Origin of the sequence: Streptomyces sp. NBC_00045 (assembly GCF_045041095.1) — a bacterium.
In the GTDB taxonomy this organism is placed as follows: Bacteria; Actinomycetota; Actinomycetes; order Streptomycetales; family Streptomycetaceae; genus Streptomyces.
In genome coordinates this window covers 5,224,447-5,248,013 of sequence record NZ_CP108271.1, presented here as the reverse complement: position 1 = coordinate 5,248,013, position 23,567 = coordinate 5,224,447, and the positions used below count along the sequence as shown (strand labels likewise).

The following is a 23,567-nucleotide window of genomic DNA, read 5'->3' as shown; positions in this document are numbered from 1 at the left end:
CGGACGGGCTCGGGGGCGGACCGGCCGCTAGCCGCACTGCGGCAGGCCGGCCGTGTCGCCCTTGCTGATCTTCTCCAGCGCCTTCGTGGCGTCGTCGATGGTCGAGACCTTCACGAGGGTCAGGCCGTCGGGGACGTGCTGGGAGGCGGCGGAGCAGTTCTCGGCGGGCGTCAGGAAGTACTCGGCGCCGGCCTGCCGGGCCCCGATCGTCTTCATCTGGATGCCGCCGATGGGGCCGACCTTGCCGGCGTCGTCGATGGTGCCGGTGCCCGCGACGAACTTCCCGCCGGTCAGATCGCCCGGGGTGAGCTTGTCGACGATGCCGAGGGAGAACATCAGGCCCGCGCTCGGGCCGCCGACGTCGGCGAGCTTGATGTCGATCGCGAACGGGAAGGTGTGGTCGGTGCCCGCCCGGATGCCGACGATGGCATGCCCGTCGCCCTCCGCCTTCGCGGTGGTGATCACGACCTTGGTCGACCCGGTGGGCTCCTTGTGCGCCTTCTCGGCCGCTGCCGCCTCGGCGGCGGGCACGATGGTGAACTCGACCGGCTCGCCGGCCTTGCGCTTGGTGACGAGCTTGGCCACGTCCTCGGGGGCGTTGATCGGGCTGCCGTCGACGGCCCGGATCACGTCACCGGCGTGCAGCTTGCCCTCGGCGGGGCTCCCCTTGACGACGGTGGAGACCACGACGCGGGAGGCGACGCCCGGAGTGCCCAGCTGCTTGAGGGCCGCCACCTTGGCGCTCTCCTGCGACTGGCTGAACTCCTCGGCGTTCTCCTGGGTCGACTGCTCCTCCGTCTTCCCGTCCGGGTAGAGGTTCTCGTGCGGGACGACGATGTTGTCGTCGGACAGCCAGCCGTAGACCGCTTCCAGCAGGTTCATGTCGTAGTCGGCGCCGGTGACCCGGACCGTCGTCATGTTGAGGTGCCCACTGGCCGGGTACGTCTTGTGGTCCGCGATGCTGATGACGGGCTCGCCGTGCGAGTCCCCGAGCGTGTTCACCGTCGGGCCCGGGCTCATTTCCGAGTACGGGACCTTGATGAAAACCCCTGCGCAGAGCAGCGCGAACAGCAGGAGGGTGGAGGCGAGCATCGTCGCAGTGCGGCGTGGCATGGATCGACAGTACGGGACGCCCCAGACGGGCGGCCGCCGGGGCCGGTCCGTACGGGGGCCGTACGCGGAACTCTCAGCGGATTCTCAGGGGCGGGTCTTCGAGGGGCCTCGCCCGGGACGCGTCACACCGCGTCGGAACCGGAATGGGCCGCTGCCTTCGCCCTGGCCTGATCGGCCTTGTCCATGGCTTCACGGAACCTCGCGTATCCCGCGAGTTCGGATATGTCACCTTGAGTGCGGTCGCGCGCCGCCCAGCTGCCCCATATCGCCGCTCCGATGGCGGCGAACAGCGGAATCAGCAACCACGCCAGTGACGCCATGGACGTGCCTCCCTGCCCCGAAAGTACGTGTCGTTGGTGGCTTCAACGCTCGTGCCCGGAGGGGGGTTACGCAAATCGAGGGCGTGTTGCGCGGCCGAACGGGTGGGACAGTACAAGATCGCACCCCCACCCCCGCACCCGGCCCCCGAGTACCCGCCGGCCAGCGCCCGCCAAGGCGCCGGCCGAGGGCGCTCAGCAGGCTCCGACCCACTCCTCGGTGCCGTCGGAGAAGGTCTGGTGCTTCCAGATCGGGACCTCGTGCTTGAGGTCGTCGATCAGCATCCGGCAGGCCTCGAAGGCCTCGCCGCGGTGCGGGCAGGACACCGCCACGATCACCGCGAGGTCGCCGACGGCCAGGTCGCCGATGCGGTGGACGGCGGCCAGGGCGCGGACCGGGTACTTGTCGATCACGCGCTCGGCGACGCGGCGCATCTCGGCCTCGGCCGACGGGTGGCAGGAGTAGCCGAGCGCGTCGACGTCGGCCCCGCTGTCGTGGTTGCGCACGGTGCCGACGAAGAGGGTCGTGCCACCCGTCGCGTCGTCGCCTACCGCCTTGAAGACCTCGTCGATCGAGAGCGGGGTCTCACGGATTTCGAGCAGCCGGATCGGGTCCGGAGCGGCCTGCTCGCCGGGGTGGTCGAAGTGCGGTGCCATGCAGCCATCGTGCACCACCGCTCTCACATCTCGGAAGAGCCGATTCGACCGGCTGTACGGCCCACCGGTATGGAGCCTCCTACAGGATCACCGCGGCCGAGCCGCCCCGAGCTCGGGCACCCGCCGCCCGCGGCAGACCCGTGCAGCCCCCACCCGGGGCCGGACGCCCGGGGCGGGGCCGACCCCTCGGGGCCCGGGGCCGGCAGGCCCGGGACGGTCAGATGCCGCGGCGCTTGCGGGCCCTGCGGACCACCGCCGCCGCGCCCAGCAGGGCGACCGTCGCGCCGGCCGCGCCCGCCGCGGTGGCGTCCTTGCGGCCCAGCCGGCGCCCAGCGACCGTGTGCCGGCCCGCGACTTCCTGGAGGAGCTCGGCCAGCACCTCCTCGTTGGTCCAGCGCGGCCGCCAACCCGCCGCGTGCAGCCCGCTCACGCTGACCACCCACGGATGCATCGTGTACGCGAGGTCCCCTGCCGGGGAGGGAGTCAGGCCGATCCGGTGGAGCCGGGCCGCCGCGCCGAGCGCGACCGCCGACGGGAGCTCCATGCGGCGGATGCCGCTCAGCTCCTCGACCTCCTCCTGTTCCAGCCAGCCCTCGCAGCCCACCGCCAGCTCGCCCTCGACCTTCTCCAGTGCCGCGTACTCCAGCGCGCTGACCAGGTCCTCGACGTGGCAGAACTGCCAGGTCGGCCGGGAGCCGGCCACCACCAGCAGGCGCGGCGACTCGAAGTACCGGGTCAGGGCGGTGTCGGTGCCGCCGACCAGGACCGCCGGGCGGACCACCGTCACGTTGAGCCCGGGGTGCGCCCGCGGCGCCCGGCGGCCGAGCCGCTCGATCTCCAGCAGGTCGCCGACGCCCGTCGCCTCGGCCGTGGCCCGCAGCTCGGAGTCCTCCGACAGCGGGATGTCATTGTCCGGCAGGGCCCCGTAGACCATCGCGGAGGTGCACAGCACGACCCGGTGCACCCCGGCCGCGGCGGCGGCCGTCAGGACGGTCTGTGTCCCGCGCACGTTGTACGCCGTACGGGCGGCCGGGTCCGTCTCCAGGTCGAGGTCCAGCGCCAGGTGGACGACCACGTCGGCGCCGCGCAGTTTCTCGGCGATCGCGGGGTCCCGTACGTCCAGCACGTGCCACTGCGCGGCGGCGCAGTCACCGCGCCGCTCGTCGATCGCCACGACCTGCTTGACCTCGTCGGACGCGGCCAGGCGGGCCACCAGGGCCGCCCCGACCCCGGAAGCGGCGCCGGTCACGGCGATCACGGGGCCTCGTGCAGCCTGGTTTCGCGGCTGGCGAACGCCGTGGGCGCTCTCGCCGTGCTCAGGGCGGTTTTCGGCGTCGTGGGGCGCGCGAACCTGTGGATCTGGGGAACTCACCAGGCGTCTCCAGCGGTTGTCTTCAGTAGGGACGCGCCGCGACGCGTACCTACCAGGTGATGTCCATCCTGCCGCAGCCCAGGAGTCGGCGGAGCACCGAGCCCGGAAGCGGGTGTGGTGTCTACGCTGGGTGGTGTTGTCGGACCATTTCCCGTCGGCCCTGCCGGCGGCCCTACGAGCCGAGGAAACCCGTGAGCGACACCCCATTCGGATTCGGCCTTCCGCCGGAGGAGCCGGAGAACGGCGACGAAGGCAAGAAGAAGGGCAATCAGGGCGGTCAGAGCGGCCCGAATCCGTTCGGGTTCCCGGGCATGGGCCTGCCGGGCGGCGCCGGCGGCCCGGGCGGCGCGGACAATCCGTTCGCGGCGATGTTCGGTTCGATGAACCCGAACGACCTGGGCGCGGCCTTCCAGCAGCTCGGCCAGATGCTCAGCTACGAGGGCGGTCCCGTGAACTGGGACATGGCCAAGGACATCGCCCGCCAGACCGTCGCCCAGGGCACGGCGGACGGTGTGAAGGACGTCAGCGTCGGCATCGCCGAGAAGTCCGCCGTCGACGAGGCCGTGCGCCTCGCCGACCACTGGCTGGACGGGGTGACCTCGCTGCCCTCGGGCGCGACGACGGCCGTCGCGTGGAGCCGTGCCGAGTGGGTCGAGGCGACCCTCCCGGTGTGGAAGGAGCTCGTGGACCCGGTCGCCGAGCGCGTCGGCGTGGCCATGGGCAGTGTGCTGCCCGAGGAGATGCAGGCCATGGCGGGCCCGCTGCTCGGCATGATGCGCTCCATGGGCGGCGCCATGTTCGGCCAGCAGATCGGCCAGGCCGTCGGCACCCTCGCGGGCGAGGTCGTCGGCTCCACCGACATCGGCCTTCCGCTGGGTCCGGCCGGCAAGGCCGCGCTGCTTCCGCTGAACATCGAGGCCTTCGGCAAGGACCTGAGCGTCCCGGCCGACGAGGTGCGGCTGTACCTGGCCCTGCGCGAGGCGGCGCACGCCCGGCTGTTCGCGCACGTGCCGTGGCTGCGCTCGCACCTGCTGGGCACGGTCGAGGGGTACGCGCGGGGCATCAAGGTCGACACATCCAAGCTGGAGGACGTGGTCGGCCAGCTCGACCCGACGAACCCGGAGCAGCTTCAGGAAGCGCTCCAGGGCGGCATGTTCCAGCCGCAGGACACCCCCGAGCAGAAGGCCGCCCTGGCCCGCCTGGAGACGGCGCTCGCGCTGGTCGAGGGCTGGGTGGACGCGGTCGTCCACGAGGCGGCCAAGCCCCGGCTGTCCTCGGCGGACGCCATGCGCGAGACCATGCGCCGGCGGCGCGCCTCCGGCGGCCCGGCGGAGCAGACCTTCGCCACGCTGATCGGGCTGGAGCTGCGCCCGCGCCGGCTGCGGGACGCCTCGCGGCTGTGGGCGTCGCTGACCGACGCGCGCGGGGTGGACGGCCGGGACGGGCTCTGGGAGCACCCGGACATGCTGCCGACGGCCTCCGACCTGGACGACCCGGACGGGTTCGTGCACCGCGAGCAGCTGGACTTCTCCGAGATCGACAAGATGCTCGGCGAGGCGGCGCAGAAGCGCGAACAGGGCGGGCAGGAAACTCCGGGCGACGCCGATGGTGAGGGTGAAACGAAGAAGTGAGCCTGTACGACGACGCGGTGCTGGTCCTCAAGGGGTACGAGGACCAGCCCGAACTGCGTGACCTGTACCTGGAGCACCTGGCGGCGCACCCGGACGGGGTCTACAAGCCCTGCCGGGCGGGGCACATCACCGGCAGCGCGCTGGTCGTCGACCCGGCGGGCGGGCGCGTACTGCTGACCTTGCACAAGAAGCTCGGCATGTGGCTCCAGCTGGGCGGGCACTGCGAGCCCGACGACACCACGCTCGCCGGGGCCGCGCTGCGCGAGGCCGTCGAGGAGTCGGGCATCGCGTCGGGGCTGACGCTGCTGCCGGGCGGCCCGGTGCGGCTGGACCGGCACCCGATCCCGGCGCCGTGCAACTGGCACCTGGACGTGCAGTACGCGGCGCTGGCTCCGGCCGGCGCGGTGGCGGAGATCAGCGAGGAATCGCTGGACCTGCGCTGGTTCCCGTACGAGGAGGTCGCGGCGGTGGCCGACGCCTCGGTCGTGCGGCTGCTGGAGGCGACCCTGGCGCGGCTCTGACGCCTCCGGAGACACCCAGATACCGGGACACACCGGAACACGTGCAAGGGGCGGCCCCGCATCCGCGGAGCCGCCCCTTGCACGTGCCGTGTGCCCCTCGTCAGTTCCAGGCGTTGTTCTGGTTCTGCACGTGGACGCCGTGCTGGCCCATGCCGTACTGCGCGGCCATGCCCTGACCGAGCTGGGCGTTCTGCGGCGGCAGCACCTCGCTCGGCTGCACCAGCGCGAAGCCGGTGCCGAGGAAGCTGAGCTCCCAGCCCTCGCCGGTGTTGCCGCGCCGCCGCCAGACGCCGCTGGAGTGCGTCTGGGCCTGCATCTGCACGCGCAGCGAGGTCGACCAGGCGACGACCGCGTCCGCGTCGGCGTTGACGTACTTGTCGGGCGTGACCTGCATCATCAGCGGCTGCCCAGAGGTCATCAGCGCGACCTTGCCGCGGCCGGTGATGTTGAGCTGGTACTTGCCGGAACCGGAGATCCCGTACTGGCTGTCGACCGCGATCGCCTCGGTGTGCAGGCTGGAGTCCAGCGCCAGCACGTAGCTGCTGTCGACGGTGAGGCCGTCCTGGTCCACGTCCACGACGTGGACGTACTGGGCGAGGTTGGCCAGGTAGACCGTGCCCTGCCCGGAGCAGCGCATCAGGTCGAGTCCCTCGCCGGTGCGGGCGAGGGCGGTGCGCTGCGTGGTGCTCTGGTACTCGCCGTCGAAGTCGACGATGCCCTGGTAGGCGACCATCGCGCCCTTGCGGGCGAGTACGTCGTCGGAGCCGGCCAGCGTGACCCGCAGCAGCTGCGGGTTCTGGACGGCGTACCGCTCCTGGGACTGCGCCTCTGCGTGGGCGAAAAGTGCGCTCTGCATGATGTGTCCGCTCCCCCTCAGCCCCGGCCCCGGAGCCGGTCGGTGCTGTCCTCGCTGGGCTGTACGACGACGATGCCCTGACCGGAGAAGGCCATCTGGTAGGCCTCCCCGCTGCCCCGGCCGATCATCGACGAGGCCTTGAAACTGCGCTTGCCCTTCACCTTGAGGTTCGGGGACCAGGCGACGAGCGCGTCGGGGTCGACATACGTCTCGTCCTCGCCGCGGCCGCAGTCGACCACGATCGGGGTGCCCCGGGAGGTGATCGCGACCCAGCCGGTGCCGGAGATCTGCACGTTGAACAGGCCCTGGCCGGCGAACTTGGCCATGCCCTTGACCCGCTCGACGCCCCACTGGAGGTGGGCGTCGAAGGCGAGCAGGTTGGTGCCGTTGACCGACAGCGCGTCGTTGTTGAGGTTGATCACGACGACGTCGGCGCCGTAGTCGGCGAGGTAGAGCAGGCCGTCGCCCGTGCACTTCATCAGCGGGGCGCCCTCGCCGGTCAGCCACTGGGAAGCCATCTGGCGCATGGCCGGCGGGTTGGGCTCGTACTGGACGAAGCCCTCGTACGCGACCATCGATCCGGTGCGTGCGAAGAGGTCCTGGCCGCTCTGCATGGCGACCTTGAGCATGGCCCGGCCGTGGTTCTCCATGCGGGCCGTGACGGGGGTGGGGGCGTAGCCCGCGAGCTGCTGGTTCATTGCGTTCATGACGGGCTCCCTCAGACCTCGTACGGCTGGACGACGATGAAGTTGCCGGGAGCGCCGCGGAACTGGAGGTTCACGGTCTCCCCGCTGTGGCCGGGGTAGGCGTTGCGCCGCAGCCGGACCTGGCTGGAGACGATCACCTGGGAGGCCGCCGACCACGCGACGATGGCATTGCTGTCGGCGAAGGTGGTCGGGGTGACGGGCAGTACGACCGGCGTGCCGTGCGTCTTGACGATCACCGTGCCGGAGCCCTGGAACAGCATCGTGAAGAGGGCGCCGCCGGGGATGCCGTGGCCCTCGATGCGGCGGACCTCGTGCTGGAGGCTCTCGTCGAAGGCGAGGACGCTCTCGGCGGAGACGCAGATCCCGTCGCCCTGGAGCTCGATGGCGTGCAGGTGGGCGCCGTTCTCGGCGAGGAAGACCTGGCCGCGGCCGCTGCAGCGCATCAGCTGCATCTCCTGGCCGGTGGCGTTGCCGACGATGCGGCCGGCGAAGCCCGCGCCCTTGTAGCTGAAGTCGACCTTGCCCTGGTAGAGCACCATGCTGCCCTGGCGGGCGAGGACGGGCTGGCCGCCCATGGCCAGGTCGACGCGCATGAGCTGGTGGTTCTGCGCGGTCCAGCGGGTGCCCGTGGGCACTTCCTTGTACGGCTGGAGCGCGGCGGCGAGTCCGGCGCCGGCGGCCTGCGGGGCGCCCTGGCCGTAGCCGGGCTGCTGGCCGGGCATCTGACCGTACGGGGCCGGCTGCTGGCCGGGGACCTGGCCGTAACCGGGCTGCTGGCCGTACGGCGCGGGGGCCGGAGCGGGCGGCGGGACCTGGCCGTAACCGGGCATCTGGCCGTACGAGGGCTGCGACTGCTGGCCGTACGACGGCGGGCCGGGCGGCTGCGGGGCGTGCGGCGGCTGTCCGTACGGCGCGGGGGCCGGCGGGGTGGTCAGCGGGCCGACCATGGTCGGGGCCGAGTGCACGGGGGCGGGCGCGCCGGGCTGCTGGTACTGCGGGGCCGGGGCGGGAGCCGGGGCGGGCTGCGGAACGTACGGGGCGGGCGGGGCCTGCGGGGCCGGGGCCTGGACCGGGGTGCCGAAGGACTGCGCCGGGGCGGCTCCCTGCGGCGGCGGGGCGAATCCCGGCGCGGCGCCGGACTGAGCGGGGGCGGGGGCCTGCGGCTGCTGCGCCTGCTGCTCGTCCTCCTCGGCGACCTCGCCGCCGAAGTTCTTCAGCAGCGCGGCGAGTCCGCCGTCGAAGCCCTGGCCGACGGCGGCGAACCGCCACACGTCCTTGAGGTAGAAGTCGCCGAGCATCACGGCGCGCTCGGTGCTGAACTCCGCACCCGTGAAGGAGTACCGGACGACCTCTTCGCCGCCGGCCACGATCCGGATGTAGCCCGGTCCGATCTGCGACATCTGTCCGTCGCCGTCGATCGTGGCGGTGAAGGACAGCTTGTGGATGCTCGCCGGGACGCGGTCCAGCGTCACCCGGAAGGACTCGGTGTCGCCGGCCTGCGGGCCGAGCTGCTGGATGGACTCCTCCGGCGACTTCGGCTGGTTGTAGAAAATGAAGTACCGGTCGTCCGACAGCTGCTCGTTGGCGTCAAGGCCGAAGCAGCTGATGTCGAAGGCGAGTCCGGGCCCGGCGATCTGGACGCCCACGTACAGATCGGTGCCGGCCGTCAGATCGCTGATCTTGGCCTTGTGACCGCGTTGGAATTCCCTGGCCATACGTAACGACCGTCCCCCATCCCGACTGTGAAATTGCGTGCCGCTCAGGCTAGCCGCATCTGCCGACATCCGGCCAAGCCGGTACCGACCCGGTACATATCGATACGTCCGCGGCCGGGGGTGCGCGGTCCGGTCATTCCTCCCGGGCCTCGGGGACCTTGGGCAGCCGCTCGGCGGCGACCACTCCCTCCAGGTAGCCGCGGGCCCGCTCGGTGCGCGGGTAGGCGTCGAGCAGTTCCCAGAAGCGGGGGCCGTGGCCGGGCACGAGGAGGTGCGCCAGCTCGTGCAGCAGCACGTAGTCGACGACGTACTCCGGCATCCCCTGGAGGCGGTGCGAGAGCCGGATGCTGCCTTCGGCAGGGGTGCAGGAGCCCCAGCGCGTGTTCTGGTTGGTGACCCAGCGCACCGAGCGGGGGCGGGCACGGGCGCTGAAGTACTGCTCGGACAAACGCTCGGCGCGTGCGGTGAGTTCCGCGTCCCCGAGGGTGCGCTTGCTCTCCTGCGCGGCGAGCTTGTCGAGCATGACGCCCACCCAGCGCTGCTCCTCGGCCTCGGACATCCGGGCAGGGATGAGGACGACCGTCCGGTCACCCTCGCGGTAGGCGGAAACGGTCCTGCGGCGGCGCGCGCTCCGGCGGACTTCGACGGCGCGCTGCTGTGGGTCGGCGGACACGCCCAAGACCGTACCCGCTCGCCGCGGCCGAAGTCCCGCTGCTCCACCGTTCGAACATGATCGATTCGAAGGTCGCGCAGGAAGCGCCCCATTTCTCCATCTCATATGCCTAATAGCTCTTGCCTGTGGACAAATCCGCGCACGGAATGCGCCGGGCGGGCACTCTGCGGAGGAAGGGAACGAGGCGCAGTTCGTACGAGGGGGAAAGCCATGTATCCGAAGGTGAAGCCGGCGCTGGCGAGGGCGTGGCGGGATCTACAGACGGTGCAGTTCGGGGTAACGCCTGCGCACGCGGTGGTGCTCGGCCCGGTGGACACGGCGACCGGATCGCTCATCGACCGGATCGACGGGACGCGGGGCATGGAACTGCTGCGCGCGGAGGCGGCGGCCGTGGGGCTGCCGGAGGGGCAGGTGGACTTGCTGGTCCGCCGGCTGGCAGCGGCCGGCCTGCTGGACGACGCGACCGCGGGCGGCCCTCGGGCGCAGGCCGTGCGCAAGCGGCCGGAGGCGCTGGAGCGGCTCGGGCCCGATCTGGGCTCGCTCTCGCTGGTACGCCGTGAGCCGGGAGGTGACTTGCGGGGCGTCGCGGCGCGGCGGGCCGTACGGGTCCAGGTGCGCGGGAGCGGCCGGGTGGGCGGGATGATCGCCGGGGTCCTGGCGGGAGCCGGCGTGGGCCGGGTCGAGGTCCTCGACGGCGGCCGGGTGGAGCCCGCGGACGTGGCACCGGGTGGACTTGGGCCGGGCAGTGTGGGGCGGCTGCGGGCCGAGGCGGCGGCCGGGCTGGTCCGCGAATCGGCCCCGGCGCGCCCACCGCGTGCCACGGAACACGAGGGGCCCGAGCCGGGTGTGTCCCTGGTGGTGGTCGCGCCCCGGGACGGCTTGCAGGCGTGGGCCCCGGATCCGGGCACCGCGGCCGACTGGATCGCCACCGGCACCCCGCACCTGTACGCCGGGGTGCTGGAGGGCACCGGGCTGGTCGGTCCGCTGGTGCTGCCGGGTGCCACGGCGTGCGCGGGCTGCATGGAGCGCGACCGGGTCGAGGCGGATCCGGCCTGGCCGCGGATGCTCGTCCAATGGCGCTCGGCGCACCGCCGCCGGGCCGCCGCCGCCTGCGACCTGGGCCTGGCCACGGCGGTGGCCGGCCTCGCCGCGGCCCACGCCCTGTCCTTCCTCGACGGCGAGCTGCCCGCGTCGACGGCCTCCCGCTGGGAGGCCGCCCTCCCCGGTCTTCACTGGGAGCAGACGCCCCTGAGCCCGCATCCCGACTGCCCGTGCGCCGCGGCCAGGGTTACGGCGGAGCAGGGGGCGGGGCCGTGAAGGCTCCATCCGGTGTCCGGTCATGCTCGCCCGCGGGGACCGATGCTGTCCGGGGGTCGGGACTCCCGTCGGCTTCGGGGTGGACGCCTCGGGCGGGGTGGGGCGCAGGCACCATGACAGGATGCGATGGGCCGAGGGCCGTCCTGAACCGCCGCTTGCGGCACAGCTGTCTGGGAATTGGAGGGGCGCATGTCTGATCTTCCCCGGAAGGCGGTCACCCGTACCGTCAAGCTGGCCGCGCTGCCACTCGGCTTCGCGGGCCGGGTCACTTGGGGGCTGGGAAAGCGGATCGGGGGCAAGTCGGCGGAGATCGTGGCGCGCGAGCTCCAGCAGCGCACCGCCGATCAGCTGTTCCGCACGCTCGGAGAGTTGAAGGGCGGTGCCATGAAGTTCGGGCAGGCGCTCTCGGTCTTCGAGTCGGCCCTGCCCGAGGAGGTCGCCGGGCCGTACCGGGCCGCGCTGACCAAGCTTCAGGAGGCGGCCCCGCCGCTGCCCGCCCAGACGGTGCACCAGGTGCTGGCGGACCGACTGGGCGCCGACTGGCGCGACCTGTTCGAGGAGTTCGAGGACAAGCCGGCCGCGGCGGCCTCGATCGGGCAGGTGCACCGGGCGGTGTGGCACGACGGCCGGCAGGTCGCGGTGAAGGTCCAATACCCGGGGGCCGGTGAGGCGCTGCTGTCGGACCTGAAGCAGCTGGGCCGGTTCGCGGGGCTGCTGGGTCCGCTGATTCCCGGCATGGACGTCAAGCCGTTGATCGAGGAGCTGCGCGACCGGGTCGCGGAGGAACTGGACTACGAGCTGGAGGCCGAGGCCCAGCGGATCCACGCGGACGCGTTCGAGGGCGACGAGGACGTGGTCGTGCCGGATGTCGTGCACCAGGGCGACCAGGTGCTGGTGACCGAGTGGATGGAGGGGACCCCGCTGTCGGAGGTGATAGCGGACGGCACCGAGGAGGAGCGCGACCGCGCCGGTCAGCTGCTGGCCCGGTTCCTCTTCTCGGGGCCCGCGCGCACCGGGCTGCTGCACGCCGATCCGCATCCGGGCAACTTCCGTCTGATATCCGGGGCGGACGGCCGAATACGGCTGGGCGTGCTGGACTTCGGCACCGTCGACCGGCTGCCCGGAGGCTGGCCCAAACCCATCGGGACGTCACTGAGGATGACGCTGGAGGGCGACGCGGAGGGGACCTACGGGCACCTGTGCGCCGAGGGGTTCGTGAAGGAGTCCATCGAACTGGACCCGGAGGCGGTGCTGGACTACCTGCTGCCCATCATCGAGCCGGCCCGGGCCGATGAGTTCACCTTCACGCGCCCGTGGCTGCGCGGCCAGGCGGCCCGGATCGCCGATCCCCGCTCCCCCGCACACCAGTTGGGCCGGCAGATCAATCTGCCGCCCTCGTACCTGCTGATCCACCGGGTGACGCTGAGCACCATCGGGGTGCTCTGCCAGCTGGGCGCGACGGTACGGCTGCGGGGCGAACTGGAGTCCTGGCTCCCGGGGTTCTTGCCCGAGGAGTGAGCGCGGGGGCCTGCGGGCCCGAGTCACCACCAGGACGAGTCGAGGCGGCCCTCGATCGCCCGGAGGTTGGCCCGCGCGCAATCGACGCAGAAGTACTGTCTGGTCCCGTTCTCCACCGAGCAGGTCCAGGTGGGCGGGGCGCCGTCTGGGGCCTTCTTGCCGCAGCGCGCGCAGACGACGGGCTGGGCCTCGGGTCCCGACGGGGCGGGGTGGGGATTCGGCTGGTCCACCTCCAGACGATATCCCCGCGAGGGGTGGAGAGCCGTCCGCAACGCACCGGGGGGACCGGTCCGTTCGGACCGGTCCCCCGTACGCTGCGGCGCCGCTGGTCAGCGGCGGCTGCGTGCTGCTTACTGCATGACGGCGATGGCCAGCGCCCGCCGGGCGCGCAGCGAGACGCGCTCGGCTCGCCGCTGCATGCGGCGGGCGGCGACCAGGCGCAGGGCGCGACGCTCGGCGTCGACCTCACGCATGCGGTCGTCCATATGGGCACGAGCCAGGGCTTCTGGGATGAGTTGCATTTCGCGGGTCCTGTTCTGACGCGAGGTGATCGCGCCGGCGGTGATGAAGTCTGCGGTGGCGGAGCCGTGCGGCTGCTCGCTCGTCGTGTGGGCGGTCATGAGGGCCTGCTTCAAGGGGTCGTGCGTCAGGGGGCGGTCGATGGTTCCGGCGGCGGTCATGCCGCGACAACCGGGTTCTTGCGCGGACGGCCACGGGGGCGCTTCCGGGCTACGACAACGCCCTGGACGAACAGCTCGCCACCCCAGACACCCCAGGGCTCACGGCGCTCGACCGCACCGGCGAGGCAGGCCTCGACCAGCGGGCAGGTGGCGCACAGGGACTTGGCGTACTCGACGTCGGCCGGGGACTCGGCGAAGAAGACCTCGGGGTCGTAGGTACGGCAGGCGACGGGTACGCCGAGGTTCTCGATGGCGTCGTCGAGCGCGGTCAGCGCGGTGAGGGGAGTCAAGGTGGAGTCCTCCGGGACTGCGGGCGGGGAGATCGTCTGGGTCTGCGGTACGGACGGGGCGTGCGCTTCGAGTTGCACGGTGTTTTCTTCCTCGTCTTGGTTGGCTAGTCGTTCCGGCCGGGTTCGGCCGGGGGCGGCTGGTACCTGGTCTTGCCAGTCCCGAGGCTCCTTCGTGCCGTCGCCCCCGTTCGGGGGCAAACAGAAGGGCCGCGGATCCCGGGTGGGGTTCCGCGGCCCTGAAGGCGCCGGCCTGATCTTGGAATCAGGCTGGATCACTCCAGGGTTCGAGCCCACGGAAGGCCCACATCAGGTGGTGCTGCTGCTTCGTCTGCTTCGTCTGCGTCTTGGATCCGGCACCGGCTGCGGCCGCAAACCCATAGGCGCCATGCGCCTGGGCTTCCAGTACTGCCACCGGTGCCTGGGTCGGTCGCTCATTCCGCACGCTCGCCAGGAGCGCGGAGGGCGCAGCCAGCAGGGCAGGGCTGTCAGCGGAAATCGCGGACAGACCGGTACCCAGGAGCGGGAGGAGCGAGGAGGAGCCGAGCGTGCAGGAAGCGGCGACCGAGCGATCGGTCATTTTGGTGGTGGTGATGAAGCTGGTCACTGGTTCTCGCCTCCTCTCGGCGTCTCGGGGACGGGGCCCGGGGGCCTGTCCCATACGTATTCGGATAAGTACAGCACGGATCCGGAGCTTTGGAGAAGCCACCGTTTCCGTTGCTAAGAACCTATGGGGATTCGCTGGGCATGTGCAAACTATTTTTCCGACGAGTTTCTACGCGTCGTCAGCATCGCTGCCCCCAGGCTCTTGACCTGCACAGATGGCCAGGACGTCGGCTCCGTACCGGTCGAGCTTGCGGCGGCCGACTCCAGAGATCATCGAGAGCTCGCCCTCCTCGGACGGCGCGGCCTCGGCGATCGCGACGAGCGTCCTGTCGGTGAAGACGCAGTACGCGGGCAGTCCCTGCTCCTTCGCCTGGCCCGCGCGCCACTCCCGCAGCCGCTCGTAGAGGCCTTCGTCCATGTCCGACGGGCAGTCGTCGCAGCGCATCAGTTTCAGCTCGCCGGCCTCGGTGAGCGTCTTGCCGCACACCCGGCACAGCGCCGGGCCGCGGCGCCCCCGCGTCCGGGGCGCCCGCTCGGCCGTACCGCCCGCCCGGCCGCCGGGGGCCGCAGAGCCCGGCCGCAGCCCGTTCAGGAAGCGGCTGGGGCGGCGGGAGGGCCTGCCGCCCGGAGCCCGGGAGAGCGCCCAGGAGAGCGTCAGGTGGTGACGCGCCCGGGTGACCCCGACATAGAGGAGCCGGCGTTCCTCCTCCACCTGCTCGTCGGTCTTGGCGTATGTGATCGGCATCATGCCGTCGGTGAGGCCGGCCAGGTACACGGCGTCCCATTCCAGGCCCTTCGCGGCGTGCAGCGAGGCGAGGGTGACGCCCTGGACGGTCGGGGCGTGCTGGGCCGCCCTGCGCTCGTCCAGCTCTACGGTCAGGTCCGCCAGGGTCGCGCCGGGCCGACTCCGGGCGAAGTCCTCGGCGAGCCGGACCAGGGCGGCCACGGACTCCCACTGGTCGCGGACGGCCCCGGAGCCGGCGGGCGGCTCGGTGGTCCAGCCGGTGGAGCTGAGGACGGCCCGGACCTGGGAGCCGAGCTCGACGACGTCGTCGAGGAGGGGGTCGTTGCCGCCGGAGCGCGCGGCGCCGCGCAGGGCGAGGATCGCCTTCTGCACCTCGCCCCGCTCGAAGAAGCGCTCGGCGCCGCGCAGCTGGTACGGCACCCCGGCGTCGGCGAGGGCCTGCTCGTAGACCTCGGACTGGGCGTTGATGCGGTAGAGCACGGCGATCTCGCCGGCCGGGACGCCCGCCGCGATCAGGTCCCGGATCCGCAGGGCGACGCCCTCGGCCTCGGCGGGCTCGTCGGGGTACTCGGCGTAGACCGGGTCGGGGCCGGGCTCGCGCTGGGAGACCAGCTCCAGGCGGTGCTCGGCGGCGCGGCCCTTGGCCTGGCTGAGCAGCCCGTTGGCGAGGTGGACCACCTGGGGGGTGGAGCGGTAGTCGCGGACCAGCTTGACGAGCGTGGCCTGCGGGTAGCGGGTGCGGAAGTTCAGCAGGTGGTCCGGGGTGGCACCGGTGAAGGAGTAGATCGTCTGGCTGGCGTCGCCGACGACGCAGAGGCTGTCGCGCTCGCCGAGCCACAGGTCCAGCAGTCGCTGCTGGAGCGGGCTGACGTCCTGGTACTCGTCCACCACGAAGTGCTGGTACTGGGTGCGGATCTGTTCGGCGATGTCGTGGCGGTCCTGGAGGATGCCGACCGTGAGCAGTAGCACGTCCTCGAAGTCGATCATGCCGCGGTCGCGCTTGAGCTGCTCGTACGTCCCGTAGATCTGGGCGATCTCCGCCATGTCCCGGGGGGCTTCGCGGCCCACCTTGAGGGCGGCTGCCGGATAGTCGGAGGGCACGGTCTGGGTGACCTTCGCCCACTCGATCTCACCGGTGACATCGCGCAGCTCGCCACGGTCGAGTCGGATGCGGCAGCGCGCGCCGGCCTCGGCCACGAGCTGGATCTTGCGCTCGACGAGGCGGGGCACCTCGCCGCCGATCGCCTTGGGCCAGAAGTACTGGAGCTGGCGCAGGGCGGCGGAGTGGAACGTCCGTGCCTGGACCCCGCCCGCGCCCAGGGTGCGCAGGCGGCCGCGCATTTCGCCGGCGGCGCGGTTGGTGAACGTGACGGCCAGCACGCTGGCCGGCATCAGCTGGCCGGAACGGACCCCGTAGGCGATCCGGTGGGTGATCGCCCGGGTCTTGCCCGTGCCCGCTCCCGCCAGCACGCACACCGGTCCGCGCAGGGTCGTCGCGACCTCGCGCTGCTCCGGGTCCAGGCCCAGGAGCACCGCGTCGGCCGAGTCCGCGCCGGCGGGGAAGGATGAGGAGTGCGTTGCTGATGTCACCCCGCCATGCTGCCAGGTCCCGAGGGGCGGGCGGGAAACTTGTCCACAGGGTGCGCGCATTCGTCGTACCGGCTCGCGGCCCGCGCGGCCCCCGTGCTGCACGTGACGCACCCGACGCACTTGACGTACTTGACGTACCGGGGGCACCGCGGCTGCGGGAATGGCCCCGCGGTCCCGTACGTTCGAGTACTCGGACCACCCAGACCCCACAGAGGAGACCGCAGCATGCAGGACACGGGTTCCGTCACGATGTACAGCACGACCTGGTGCGGCTACTGCCGTCGGCTGAAGACCCAGCTGGACCGGGAAGGCATCGCGTACAACGAGATCAACATCGAGCTGGACCCCGAGTCCGCGGCGTTCGTCGAGAAGGCGAACGGCGGCAACCAGACCGTTCCGACCGTCCTCGTGGTGTCCCCGGCCGGGGCCGAGTCGGTCATGACGAACCCGAGCCTGGCCCAGGTCAAGCAGGCCCTCGCCGTCTGACGGCCGGGGCGGCACGCGGCGAGGTGGCCGGGTGCGCATCGACGTGACGCAGCGACGTGACGCAGCGAACAGAAGGGCCCCCGCCGCGGCGGGGGCCTTCTGCCGTGTGGCGGGCCTTACGCGAGCGGACGCGGCAGCGGCTCCCCGTACCAGCGCTCGACCAGCCGCGCCGCGATGGAGATCCCCGACGGGGGCACCATCTCGCCGCTCTCGAACGCGGCACGCAGCTCCTCGCGGGAGAACCAGCGGGCCTCCTGGATCTCCTCGCCGTCGACCGTGATCTCGGTGGTGGTGGCGCGCGCCGTGAAGCCCAGCATCAGGCTGTACGGGAACGGCCAGGGCTGGCTGGCGACGTACTCGACCTCGCCGACCTTGATGCCCGCCTCCTCCCACACCTCGCGGACGACCGACTGCTCGATCGACTCGCCCGGCTCCACGAACCCGGCCAACGTCGAGAAGCGCCCCTCCGGCCAGTGCACCTGGCGGCCCAGCAGCGCGCGGTCGTGCTCGTCGGTGACCAACATGATCACCGCGGGGTCGGTGCGCGGGTAGTGCTCGGCTCCGCAGCCGGGGCAGCGGCGGATGTGCCCGGCGGCCGCGACCACCGTGCGCTCGCCGCAGCGCGAGCAGAAGCGGTGCATCCGCTGCCAGTTCTCCAGGGCCACCGCGTGCACCATCAGCCCGGCGTCGCGCGGGCCCAGCAGCAGCCCGGCCTCGCGCAGGCCGGCCGGGCGGGCCGACTGGTCCATCCGGCCCGGCAACGAGTCCTTCTGGAGCGCGAAGTACCGTACGCCGTCGTCGTCGGTGCCCAGGAAGTAGCGGTGCGTCTCGGTGACCGGGGCCTCGAAGGCCGGGGTCATCACGATCCCGGTCTCCCCGTCGGGGGTGTCGTCGATCAGGACCTGACCGCCGGAGACCACGAAGACGCGCGTCGTCGGGTGGCTCCAGGCGGCCGCGAGCCAGGCCTCGTCGAGGCGGTGGTGCGCGGCGCGGTCGATCCCGCTGGGCGCGGCGAGCGAGATCGGGTGCTCGGTATGGGTGCTCACAGGTACTTCCAACTCCCCCGGTGGTGGGACAGGCAGGCTCAGTGACTCGTGACGGGTGACTCGTGGCTGGGTGACGTGGTGGGGTCACCCGGGGTGACGCGGTGGGGTTAGACGGGGTGACGCGGTGGGGTTAGACGGGGTGCCCGTGGCGGCCGGCCAGGTCGCCCCACAGGTAGGCGGCCGTCTCGACGCCCTTCATGAGCAGGTCCAGCTCGACCTTCTCGTTCGGCGAGTGCCAGCCGTCGGACGGCACGGAGATGCCGAGGAACAGCACGGGCGCGTCCAGTACGTCCTGGAGGTCCGCCGCGGGCCCGGAGCCGCCCTCGCGGGTGAAGCGGACCTTCTCGCCGAACGCCCGGCCCATGGCCCGCACGACGGACTGGAGCGCCGGGTGGTCCAGCGGCGTCAGGCAGGGCCTGGTGGGCGCGCCGAAGACGATGGAATGGCGGATCCCTTCCGGGATGCGGGCCGCGACCCAGTCCCTGACCGCCGCCTCCACCTCGTACGGGTCCTGCCCGGACACCAGCCGGAAGGAGAGCTTCAGGTGGGCGGAGGCGGGCACGATGGTCTTGCCGCCGGGGCCCTGGTAGCCGCCGCCGATGCCGTTGACCTCGGCCGTCGGGCGGGCCCAGACCCGCTCCAGGGTGGAGTAGCCCTTCTCTCCCGCGGCGGCGTGCGACCTCGCCGTGCGCAGCCACTCGGACTCGTCGAACGGCAGCTCGGCGATCAGCGCCCGCTCCTCGTCCGTGAGCTCGGCGATGTTGTCGTAGAAGCCGGGGATCGTGACCCGCTCGTCGGCGTCGTGCAGCGCCGCGACCAGGCGGGCGGCGACGGTGGCCGGATTGGGCACGGCCCCGCCGAAGGCGCCCGAGTGGATGTCCTGGTCGGGCCCGTGCAGGTCGATCTCGCAGTCGGCGACGCCGCGCATGCCGGTGCAGACGGTGGGCGTGGTCTCTGACCACATGCCGGTGTCGGAGACGATCACGATGTCGGTGGCGAGGCGCTCCGCCTCCCGCTCGACCAGGGCACGGAAGTGCGGGGAGCCCGACTCCTCCTCGCCCTCGATGAGCAGCTTCAGGTGCACGGCGGGCGCCTCTGCGCCGGTCGCGGCCAGGTGGGCCCGTACGCCGAGGGTGTGGAAGAAGACCTGCCCCTTGTCGTCGGCGGCGCCGCGCGCGTACATCCGGCCGTCCTTGACGACCGGCTCGAACGGGTCGGTGTGCCAGCCGTCGGCGACGGCGGCTGGCTGCACGTCGTGGTGCCCGTAGACGAGGACGGTCCGGGCGTCCGGATCCGCGCTCGGCCACTCGGCGAAGACGGCGGGCGCGCCGGGGGTCTCCCAGACCTCCGTGACCGGGAAGCCGGTCTCCTTGAGCTTCGCGGCGAGCCACTCGGCGCTGCGACGTACGTCGTCCGCGTGCTCGGGCTGGGCCGAGACGGAGGGGATGCGCAGCCACTCGGCGAGGTCGTCGAGGAAAGTCGCGCGGTGCGCGTCGATGTACGTGCGGACGACGCTGTCCGCCGGGGTTTCGCTCATGCCTACGAGCCTAACTGTCGGGTTGCGGGCCACTGTCCGTGTCCGATTTGCCTTGGAGGATCCGCTCAAGGCGCGCCCGGTCGGGGAGGTTCCGGGGCCGGATCACGCGGCCGCTGCGGACGTGGAGGAAGGCGGCGGTGACCCCGTCGAGGGGCGTGCCGGTGGCTTCCGCCCAAGCCAGGCGGTAGACGGCGAGCTGGAGCGGATCGGCCTCGGTGGTGCGGCCGGTCTTCCAGTCGACGATCTCGTACGAGCCGTCGGGGTTGCGGTACACCGCGTCGATCCGGCCACGTACGACCCGGCCGGCGAGCGTGAGCTGGACCGGGACCTCCATGCGGTGGGGCGTGCGCTCGGCGTACTCGCTGCGCTCGAAGGCGGCCTTGAGGGAGTCGAGGTCGGCCTCGTCGGCAATCTCCTGGTCTGAGCCGGGCAGCTCGGTGGCCGGGTCGAGGACGTCGAGGAGCGGCAGGGGGAGCTCGTCGAAGCGGGACTCGACCCAGGCGTGGAAACGGGTGCCCTGGCGGGCGGCGGGCTGCGGGGGCTTGGGCATGGGGCGGGCGAGGTCGCGTGCGAAGCCCTGCGCGTCCGCGGCGAGGCGCATGAGCTGGCTGGCGGAGAGCGCGGCCGGGAGCTCGACGTCGCGCACGGCGGCGCGGGCGCGACGGAGCTCGCCCTCCAGGGCGTCGAGGTCCCGGTCCCAGGAGGCGACGGCCCGTGCCTCTTCGGGGGTGAGGGCGGTGTGGCCCGTACGGGCGGTGCGGGGCCGGTCGCCGGGCGGCGTACCGGGGCGGTACGGGCCGGTGCCGTCCGCGCCGGCGGCTGCGCCTGCGCCTGCGTACGGGTCGGTGCCCCCGGGCGGCGGGGTCGAACCGGGCGCGGGCCCTCCGGCCCGGGGCGCGTCGGACCAGGGCCCGTCGGACCAGGGCTCGTCGGCCCGGGGCCCGTCGGACCGGGGCTCGTCGGACCGGGGCTCGTCGGACCGAGGGGCGTCGGACCGGGGGTGGCCGGACCGAGGGGCGTCGGACCGGGGGTGGCCCGGCCGGGGGTGGTCAGCCCGGGGGTTGTCGGACCAGGGCTCGTCGATCCGAGGGTCGTCGAACCCGGGCCCTTCGGACCAGGGGTCGTCGGCGGGCCACGGGACGTTGCCGGGTGGAAGCCCTTCCCCTACCCCGCCCCTTCCCGAAACCGGGGCTCCGCCCCGGACCCCGGGTACGGCTGCGCCGTCGTCCGGGGTCGGGCCTGCGGCCCCGGACCCTTCGCCGGGCGGCGCGCCGGCCCCGGTGCGGGGGTGCGGGACGGATGCCGCGTCGGCCCCCGCGGGTACGGCCCAGGCCTCGTCCGCCGTCCACAGGTCGCCGCCGTCCGGTGCTCCGACGCGCGGGTGCGGCACGGCCGCGCCGGTGGCCTCGTCCGGGGCCCACAGGTCGTCCGCGGCCGGCGCGGCGGTCCGCTCGCGGGGCACGGCTGCGCCGGTGGGGTCGTCCGGGGCCCAGAGGTCGTCCGCGGCCGGCCGGGGCTCCTCGCAGTCCGGGGGCCAGAGGTAGGGGTCCGGGGCGGGGTCCGGGTCCGGCGCGGGGGTGGCCAGGTGGGACTCGACCAGGGCCGCCGCCGCACGGCGCAGGGCCAGCGAGTCCGGGTCCAGGGGCAGGGGCCAGGACCGGTCCGGGGTGGACTCCGTGGCGAGCGACGGGTTCTCCGTGTCCGGGGCCGGTTCCTGCGCCCAGGCTTCGATCTCGCCGTGGCCCGCCGCGCAGTGGTCGTACAGGGAGGTCAGGAACGCCGAGGGGCCGCGCCGCTTCTTCTGGGTCGGGCCCCACCAGTGCGCGGAGGCCAGCAGCAGCGAGCGGGGCCGGGTGAACGTGACGTAGCCGAGGCGGAGCTCTTCCACCGCCTTGTGCTCCTTCAGGGCGGCCTTGAAGGACTTCAGCCCCGCCGAGGTCAACGCCGGATCGCCGGGAAGGGTCGCCGCGTCGCCGCGCAGCGCGTACGGCAGGACCTTGGCGTACGAAGTCCACGGCTCCGGGGCCTTCTCCTTGGGGAACGAGCCCGCGCACAGGTCCGGGACCACCACCACGTCCCACTCCAGGCCCTTGGACTTGTGGGCGGTGAGCACCTTCACCGTGTTCTCCCCGCCGGGCAGGGCGTGGTCCAGGCCCTTCTCGTACTGGACCGCCGTGCGCAGGAAGCCGAGGAAGGCCAACAGGGAGGCCTCGCCGTCGAGGGACGCGAAGCCGGCCGCGACGTCCATGAAGCCGGACAGCGATTCGCGGCGCCGGGCCGCCAGCGCGTGCGGCGAAGCCGACAGTTCCACGTCCAGGCCGGTCACGGCCAGCACCCGGTGCAGTACGTCCATCAGCGGGTCGGCGAGCGAACGCCGCAGGTCGCGCAGCTCCTGGGCGAGGTGCGCGAAGCGGACCCTGGCAGCCGCGGAGAACGGCAGGTCGTCCGCGGCCGCGCCCTGCCCGGCGCCGCCGCCCCCGCCTACGCCGCCACTGCCGCTGCCGTCCAGGAACGTCTCCAACGCATCCGCCAGCGAGACGACCTCCGCCGGGTCCACGCCCTCCACCGCCGCGGCGAGCCGCTCGTCCGGGTCCACCTCGCCCGGCGCGCGGCCGATCAGCTGCCGCGCCCGGCGGCCCAGCAGGGCCAGGTCGCGGGCGCCGATCCGCCAGCGCGGGCCGATGAGGAGCCGGACGAGGGAGGCGTTGGCGCCCGGGTCCTGGAGCACCTCGCACACCGCGACCAGGTCCGCGACCTCCGGGAGGTGCAGCAGGCCCGACAGGCCGACGACCTCCACCGGCACGTCCCGGGCCACCAGCACGGCCTGGATCTGCGCGAAGTCCCGCGCGGACCGGCACAGCACCGCGATCTCGCGCGGCTCCGTCCCCGTACGGACCAGGTGCGCGACCGAGTCCGCGAGCCACTCCAGCTCCTCGGCGTGCGTGTTCAGCAGGGCGCAGCGGACGGTGCCGGCCTGCTCCTCCCCCGGCGCCGCGCGCAGCGCTTCGACACCCTCGTGCATGGACCTGAGCGGGGCCGCCAGCCCGTTGGCCAGGTCGAGGAGGCGCCCGCCGCTGCGCCGGTTCTCACTGAGCGAGAAGCGGGTGGCGGGGCTGCCGTCGGCGTGCGAGAAGTGCTCGGGGAAGTCGTCGAGGTTGGCCACGGACGCACCGCGCCAGCCGTAGATCGCCTGGCAAGGGTCGCCGACGGCGGTCACGGCGTGCCCGGCGCCCCCGCCGAACAGCCCGGACAGCAGTAGCCGCTGGGCGACGGAGGTGTCCTGGTACTCGTCGAGCAGGACCACCCTGAACTCCTCGCGCAACAGCGTCCCCACCTCGGGGCGGGTGGTGGCGAGCTGCGCGGAGAGGGCTATCTGGTCGCTGAAGTCGAGCAGGTCGCGGGAGCGTTTGGCGGCGCGGTAGCGCTCGGTCAGCTCCAGCAGTTCGAGGCGGCCGCGCACGGCCTCCGGGATCTTGCGCAGGTCGTCGTTGCTGAGCTTGGTGGTGGCGAGGGTGTCGAGGAGCTCCGTGTCGTACCGGCGCAGCTGCGCCGGGGTGACCAGGTGCTCCGAGAGCTCCCCGTCGAGCGCGAGCAGGTCGCTGACCAGGTCGGGGACGGATTTGGTGAGCGCCGGGTACGGTCCGGGGGCCTCGCGCAGCACGCGCGCGGCGAGCTGGAAGCGGGTGGCGTCGGCGAGCAGCCGGGCGCTGGGCTCCAGGCCGATGCGCAGGCCGTGGTCCTTCAGGAGCTGGCCGGCGAACGCGTGGTAGGTGGAGATGCGGGGCTCGCCGCCGGCCGCGTCGGCCTCGGCCGGGGAAGGGTCCGGGTCGCTGATGCCGGCCCGCGCGAGGGCCTTGCGCACGCGCTCGGCGAGTTCGGCGGCGGCCTTGTTGGTGAAGGTGAGGCCGAGGACCTGCTCGGGCGCGACCGCTCCGGTGCCGACCAGCCAGACCACGCGGGCCGCCATGACCGTGGTCTTGCCGGAGCCGGCGCCGGCCACGATGACCTGCGGGGCGGCCGGGGCGGTGATGCAGGCCAGCTGTTCGGGCGTGAAAGGGATGCCGAGGAGCTCCTTGAGCTGCTCGGGGTCGGTGAGGACGGACGGACGCGCGGACACGTAAAGAGGCTAGCCCGAGCCACGGACACTCCCGGCCGCCGTCTCATCCGTCGGTCGGACACCAGTCAGCCGCCGG

General features: G+C 72.7%; 21 protein-coding genes. 5 read left to right on the top strand and 16 right to left on the bottom strand.

Going from position 1 to position 23,567, the window contains the following annotated elements; all coding sequences use genetic code 11:
- Nucleotides 1-27 precede the first annotated feature (27 nt).
- The 4 genes from OHA65_RS24735 to OHA65_RS24720 all read right to left on the bottom strand — a co-directional run bounded on the left by OHA65_RS24735 (nucleotide 28) and on the right by OHA65_RS24720 (nucleotide 3,459).
- A complete protein-coding gene (locus tag OHA65_RS24735) occupies nucleotides 28-1,113 on the bottom strand; it encodes a PDZ domain-containing protein (protein WP_327285312.1) in 1,086 nt (361 codons plus the stop codon).
- Nucleotides 1,114-1,235: 122 nt separating this feature from the next.
- Nucleotides 1,236-1,433, bottom strand: a complete 198-nt coding sequence (locus OHA65_RS24730) for a hypothetical protein (RefSeq protein WP_266663975.1) — start codon at nucleotides 1,431-1,433, stop codon at nucleotides 1,236-1,238.
- 192 nt (nucleotides 1,434-1,625) lie between these two features.
- Nucleotides 1,626-2,087: a molybdenum cofactor biosynthesis protein MoaE gene (locus tag OHA65_RS24725; protein ID WP_327285311.1), complete on the bottom strand. Its 462-nt coding sequence runs from the start codon at nucleotides 2,085-2,087 to the stop codon at nucleotides 1,626-1,628.
- Nucleotides 2,088-2,304: 217 nt separating this feature from the next.
- Nucleotides 2,305-3,459 carry an SDR family oxidoreductase gene (locus OHA65_RS24720; RefSeq protein ID WP_327285310.1) on the bottom strand — a complete coding sequence of 385 codons (1,155 nt, stop codon included), beginning with the start codon at nucleotides 3,457-3,459 and terminating at the stop codon, nucleotides 2,305-2,307.
- A 191-nt stretch (nucleotides 3,460-3,650) separates the two neighbouring features.
- On the opposite strand from OHA65_RS24720, the gene OHA65_RS24715 reads away from it, so the two are divergent.
- Nucleotides 3,651-5,090 (top strand): zinc-dependent metalloprotease, encoded by a 1,440-nt coding sequence (locus tag OHA65_RS24715; RefSeq protein ID WP_327285309.1) that lies wholly within the window; start codon nucleotides 3,651-3,653, stop codon nucleotides 5,088-5,090.
- Complete coding sequence (locus OHA65_RS24710) at nucleotides 5,087-5,611, top strand: NUDIX hydrolase (RefSeq protein WP_327285308.1); 525 nt, start codon at nucleotides 5,087-5,089, stop codon at nucleotides 5,609-5,611. The genes OHA65_RS24715 and OHA65_RS24710 overlap by 4 nt, the downstream gene beginning before the upstream one ends.
- 100 nt (nucleotides 5,612-5,711) lie before the next feature.
- Here the strand turns inward: OHA65_RS24710 and OHA65_RS24705 are convergent, their stop codons facing one another.
- From OHA65_RS24705 to OHA65_RS24690, 4 genes are all read right to left on the bottom strand, one after another.
- Nucleotides 5,712-6,467: an AIM24 family protein gene (locus tag OHA65_RS24705; RefSeq protein ID WP_327285307.1), complete on the bottom strand. Its 756-nt coding sequence runs from the start codon at nucleotides 6,465-6,467 to the stop codon at nucleotides 5,712-5,714.
- A gap of 17 nt (nucleotides 6,468-6,484) precedes the next feature.
- Entirely contained in the window at nucleotides 6,485-7,165 is a 681-nt protein-coding gene (locus OHA65_RS24700; RefSeq protein WP_327285770.1) for an AIM24 family protein, read from the bottom strand.
- Nucleotides 7,166-7,185: 20 nt separating this feature from the next.
- A complete protein-coding gene (locus OHA65_RS24695; RefSeq protein ID WP_328763604.1) occupies nucleotides 7,186-8,889 on the bottom strand; it encodes a TerD family protein in 1,704 nt (567 codons plus the stop codon).
- Between the two features lie 133 nt (nucleotides 8,890-9,022).
- Nucleotides 9,023-9,667, bottom strand: a complete 645-nt coding sequence (locus OHA65_RS24690; RefSeq protein WP_371644725.1) for a M48 family metallopeptidase — start codon at nucleotides 9,665-9,667, stop codon at nucleotides 9,023-9,025.
- A 105-nt stretch (nucleotides 9,668-9,772) separates the two neighbouring features.
- Between OHA65_RS24690 and OHA65_RS24685 the strand changes: the two genes are divergently transcribed.
- Together OHA65_RS24685 and OHA65_RS24680 are read left to right on the top strand one after the other, a co-directional pair.
- A complete protein-coding gene (locus tag OHA65_RS24685; RefSeq protein ID WP_405762442.1) occupies nucleotides 9,773-10,879 on the top strand; it encodes a ThiF family adenylyltransferase in 1,107 nt (368 codons plus the stop codon).
- A gap of 189 nt (nucleotides 10,880-11,068) precedes the next feature.
- Nucleotides 11,069-12,397 (top strand): AarF/ABC1/UbiB kinase family protein, encoded by a 1,329-nt coding sequence (locus OHA65_RS24680; protein ID WP_327285303.1) that lies wholly within the window; start codon nucleotides 11,069-11,071, stop codon nucleotides 12,395-12,397.
- A gap of 23 nt (nucleotides 12,398-12,420) precedes the next feature.
- Here OHA65_RS24680 and OHA65_RS24675 read toward each other — a convergent pair whose 3' ends face one another.
- The 5 genes from OHA65_RS24675 to OHA65_RS24655 all read right to left on the bottom strand — a co-directional run bounded on the left by OHA65_RS24675 (nucleotide 12,421) and on the right by OHA65_RS24655 (nucleotide 16,365).
- A complete protein-coding gene (locus OHA65_RS24675) occupies nucleotides 12,421-12,627 on the bottom strand; it encodes a hypothetical protein (RefSeq protein WP_099889587.1) in 207 nt (68 codons plus the stop codon).
- A 120-nt stretch (nucleotides 12,628-12,747) separates the two neighbouring features.
- The gene (locus OHA65_RS24670) at nucleotides 12,748-13,077 is read right to left on the bottom strand and encodes a hypothetical protein (protein ID WP_327285302.1); all 330 of its coding nucleotides are present in this window, start codon (nucleotides 13,075-13,077) and stop codon (nucleotides 12,748-12,750) included.
- Nucleotides 13,074-13,445 (bottom strand): WhiB family transcriptional regulator, encoded by a 372-nt coding sequence (locus OHA65_RS24665; RefSeq protein ID WP_030291222.1) that lies wholly within the window; start codon nucleotides 13,443-13,445, stop codon nucleotides 13,074-13,076. The genes OHA65_RS24670 and OHA65_RS24665 overlap by 4 nt, the downstream gene beginning before the upstream one ends.
- 184 nt (nucleotides 13,446-13,629) lie before the next feature.
- Complete coding sequence (locus tag OHA65_RS24660) at nucleotides 13,630-13,971, bottom strand: hypothetical protein (protein ID WP_328763599.1); 342 nt, start codon at nucleotides 13,969-13,971, stop codon at nucleotides 13,630-13,632.
- Between the two features lie 168 nt (nucleotides 13,972-14,139).
- A complete protein-coding gene (locus tag OHA65_RS24655) occupies nucleotides 14,140-16,365 on the bottom strand; it encodes an ATP-dependent DNA helicase UvrD2 (protein ID WP_371644720.1) in 2,226 nt (741 codons plus the stop codon).
- Nucleotides 16,366-16,530: 165 nt separating this feature from the next.
- Here OHA65_RS24655 and OHA65_RS24650 point away from each other — a divergent pair, with 165 nt between their 5' ends.
- On the top strand, nucleotides 16,531-16,791 hold the full coding sequence (locus OHA65_RS24650; protein WP_054223160.1) for a mycoredoxin: 261 nt from the start codon (nucleotides 16,531-16,533) through the stop codon (nucleotides 16,789-16,791).
- A gap of 116 nt (nucleotides 16,792-16,907) precedes the next feature.
- Here the strand turns inward: OHA65_RS24650 and nudC are convergent, their stop codons facing one another.
- The 3 genes from nudC to OHA65_RS24635 all read right to left on the bottom strand — a co-directional run bounded on the left by nudC (nucleotide 16,908) and on the right by OHA65_RS24635 (nucleotide 23,491).
- On the bottom strand, nucleotides 16,908-17,849 hold the full coding sequence (gene nudC, locus OHA65_RS24645) for an NAD(+) diphosphatase (protein WP_328763595.1): 942 nt from the start codon (nucleotides 17,847-17,849) through the stop codon (nucleotides 16,908-16,910).
- A 118-nt stretch (nucleotides 17,850-17,967) separates the two neighbouring features.
- Entirely contained in the window at nucleotides 17,968-19,374 is a 1,407-nt protein-coding gene (locus OHA65_RS24640; protein ID WP_405762441.1) for a dipeptidase, read from the bottom strand.
- Nucleotides 19,375-19,384: 10 nt separating this feature from the next.
- Nucleotides 19,385-23,491, bottom strand: coding sequence for a UvrD-helicase domain-containing protein (locus OHA65_RS24635; protein ID WP_405762439.1), 4,107 nt, complete (start codon nucleotides 23,489-23,491; stop codon nucleotides 19,385-19,387).
- Between the last annotated feature and the right edge of the window lie 76 nt (nucleotides 23,492-23,567).

Bases quoted from the DNA above. Each gene is read 5' to 3' on its own strand.
- OHA65_RS24735 (WP_327285312.1), bottom strand. From the start codon at position 1,113: ATGCCACGCCGCACTGCGACGATGCTCGCCTCCACCCTCCTGCTGTTC.
- OHA65_RS24730 (WP_266663975.1), bottom strand. From the start codon at position 1,433: ATGGCGTCACTGGCGTGGTTGCTGATTCCGCTGTTCGCCGCCATCGGA.
- OHA65_RS24725 (WP_327285311.1), bottom strand. From the start codon at position 2,087: ATGGCACCGCACTTCGACCACCCCGGCGAGCAGGCCGCTCCGGACCCG.
- OHA65_RS24705 (WP_327285307.1), bottom strand. From the start codon at position 6,467: ATGCAGAGCGCACTTTTCGCCCACGCAGAGGCGCAGTCCCAGGAGCGG.
- OHA65_RS24700 (WP_327285770.1), bottom strand. From the start codon at position 7,165: ATGAACCAGCAGCTCGCGGGCTACGCCCCCACCCCCGTCACGGCCCGC.
- OHA65_RS24695 (WP_328763604.1), bottom strand. From the start codon at position 8,889: ATGGCCAGGGAATTCCAACGCGGTCACAAGGCCAAGATCAGCGATCTG.
- OHA65_RS24690 (WP_371644725.1), bottom strand. From the start codon at position 9,667: ATGAGATGGAGAAATGGGGCGCTTCCTGCGCGACCTTCGAATCGATCA.
- OHA65_RS24685 (WP_405762442.1), top strand. From the start codon at position 9,773: ATGTATCCGAAGGTGAAGCCGGCGCTGGCGAGGGCGTGGCGGGATCTA.
- OHA65_RS24680 (WP_327285303.1), top strand. From the start codon at position 11,069: ATGTCTGATCTTCCCCGGAAGGCGGTCACCCGTACCGTCAAGCTGGCC.
- OHA65_RS24670 (WP_327285302.1), bottom strand. From the start codon at position 13,077: ATGACCGCCGCCGGAACCATCGACCGCCCCCTGACGCACGACCCCTTG.
- OHA65_RS24655 (WP_371644720.1), bottom strand. From the start codon at position 16,365: ATGCGCGCACCCTGTGGACAAGTTTCCCGCCCGCCCCTCGGGACCTGG.
- OHA65_RS24650 (WP_054223160.1), top strand. From the start codon at position 16,531: ATGCAGGACACGGGTTCCGTCACGATGTACAGCACGACCTGGTGCGGC.
- OHA65_RS24640 (WP_405762441.1), bottom strand. From the start codon at position 19,374: ATGAGCGAAACCCCGGCGGACAGCGTCGTCCGCACGTACATCGACGCG.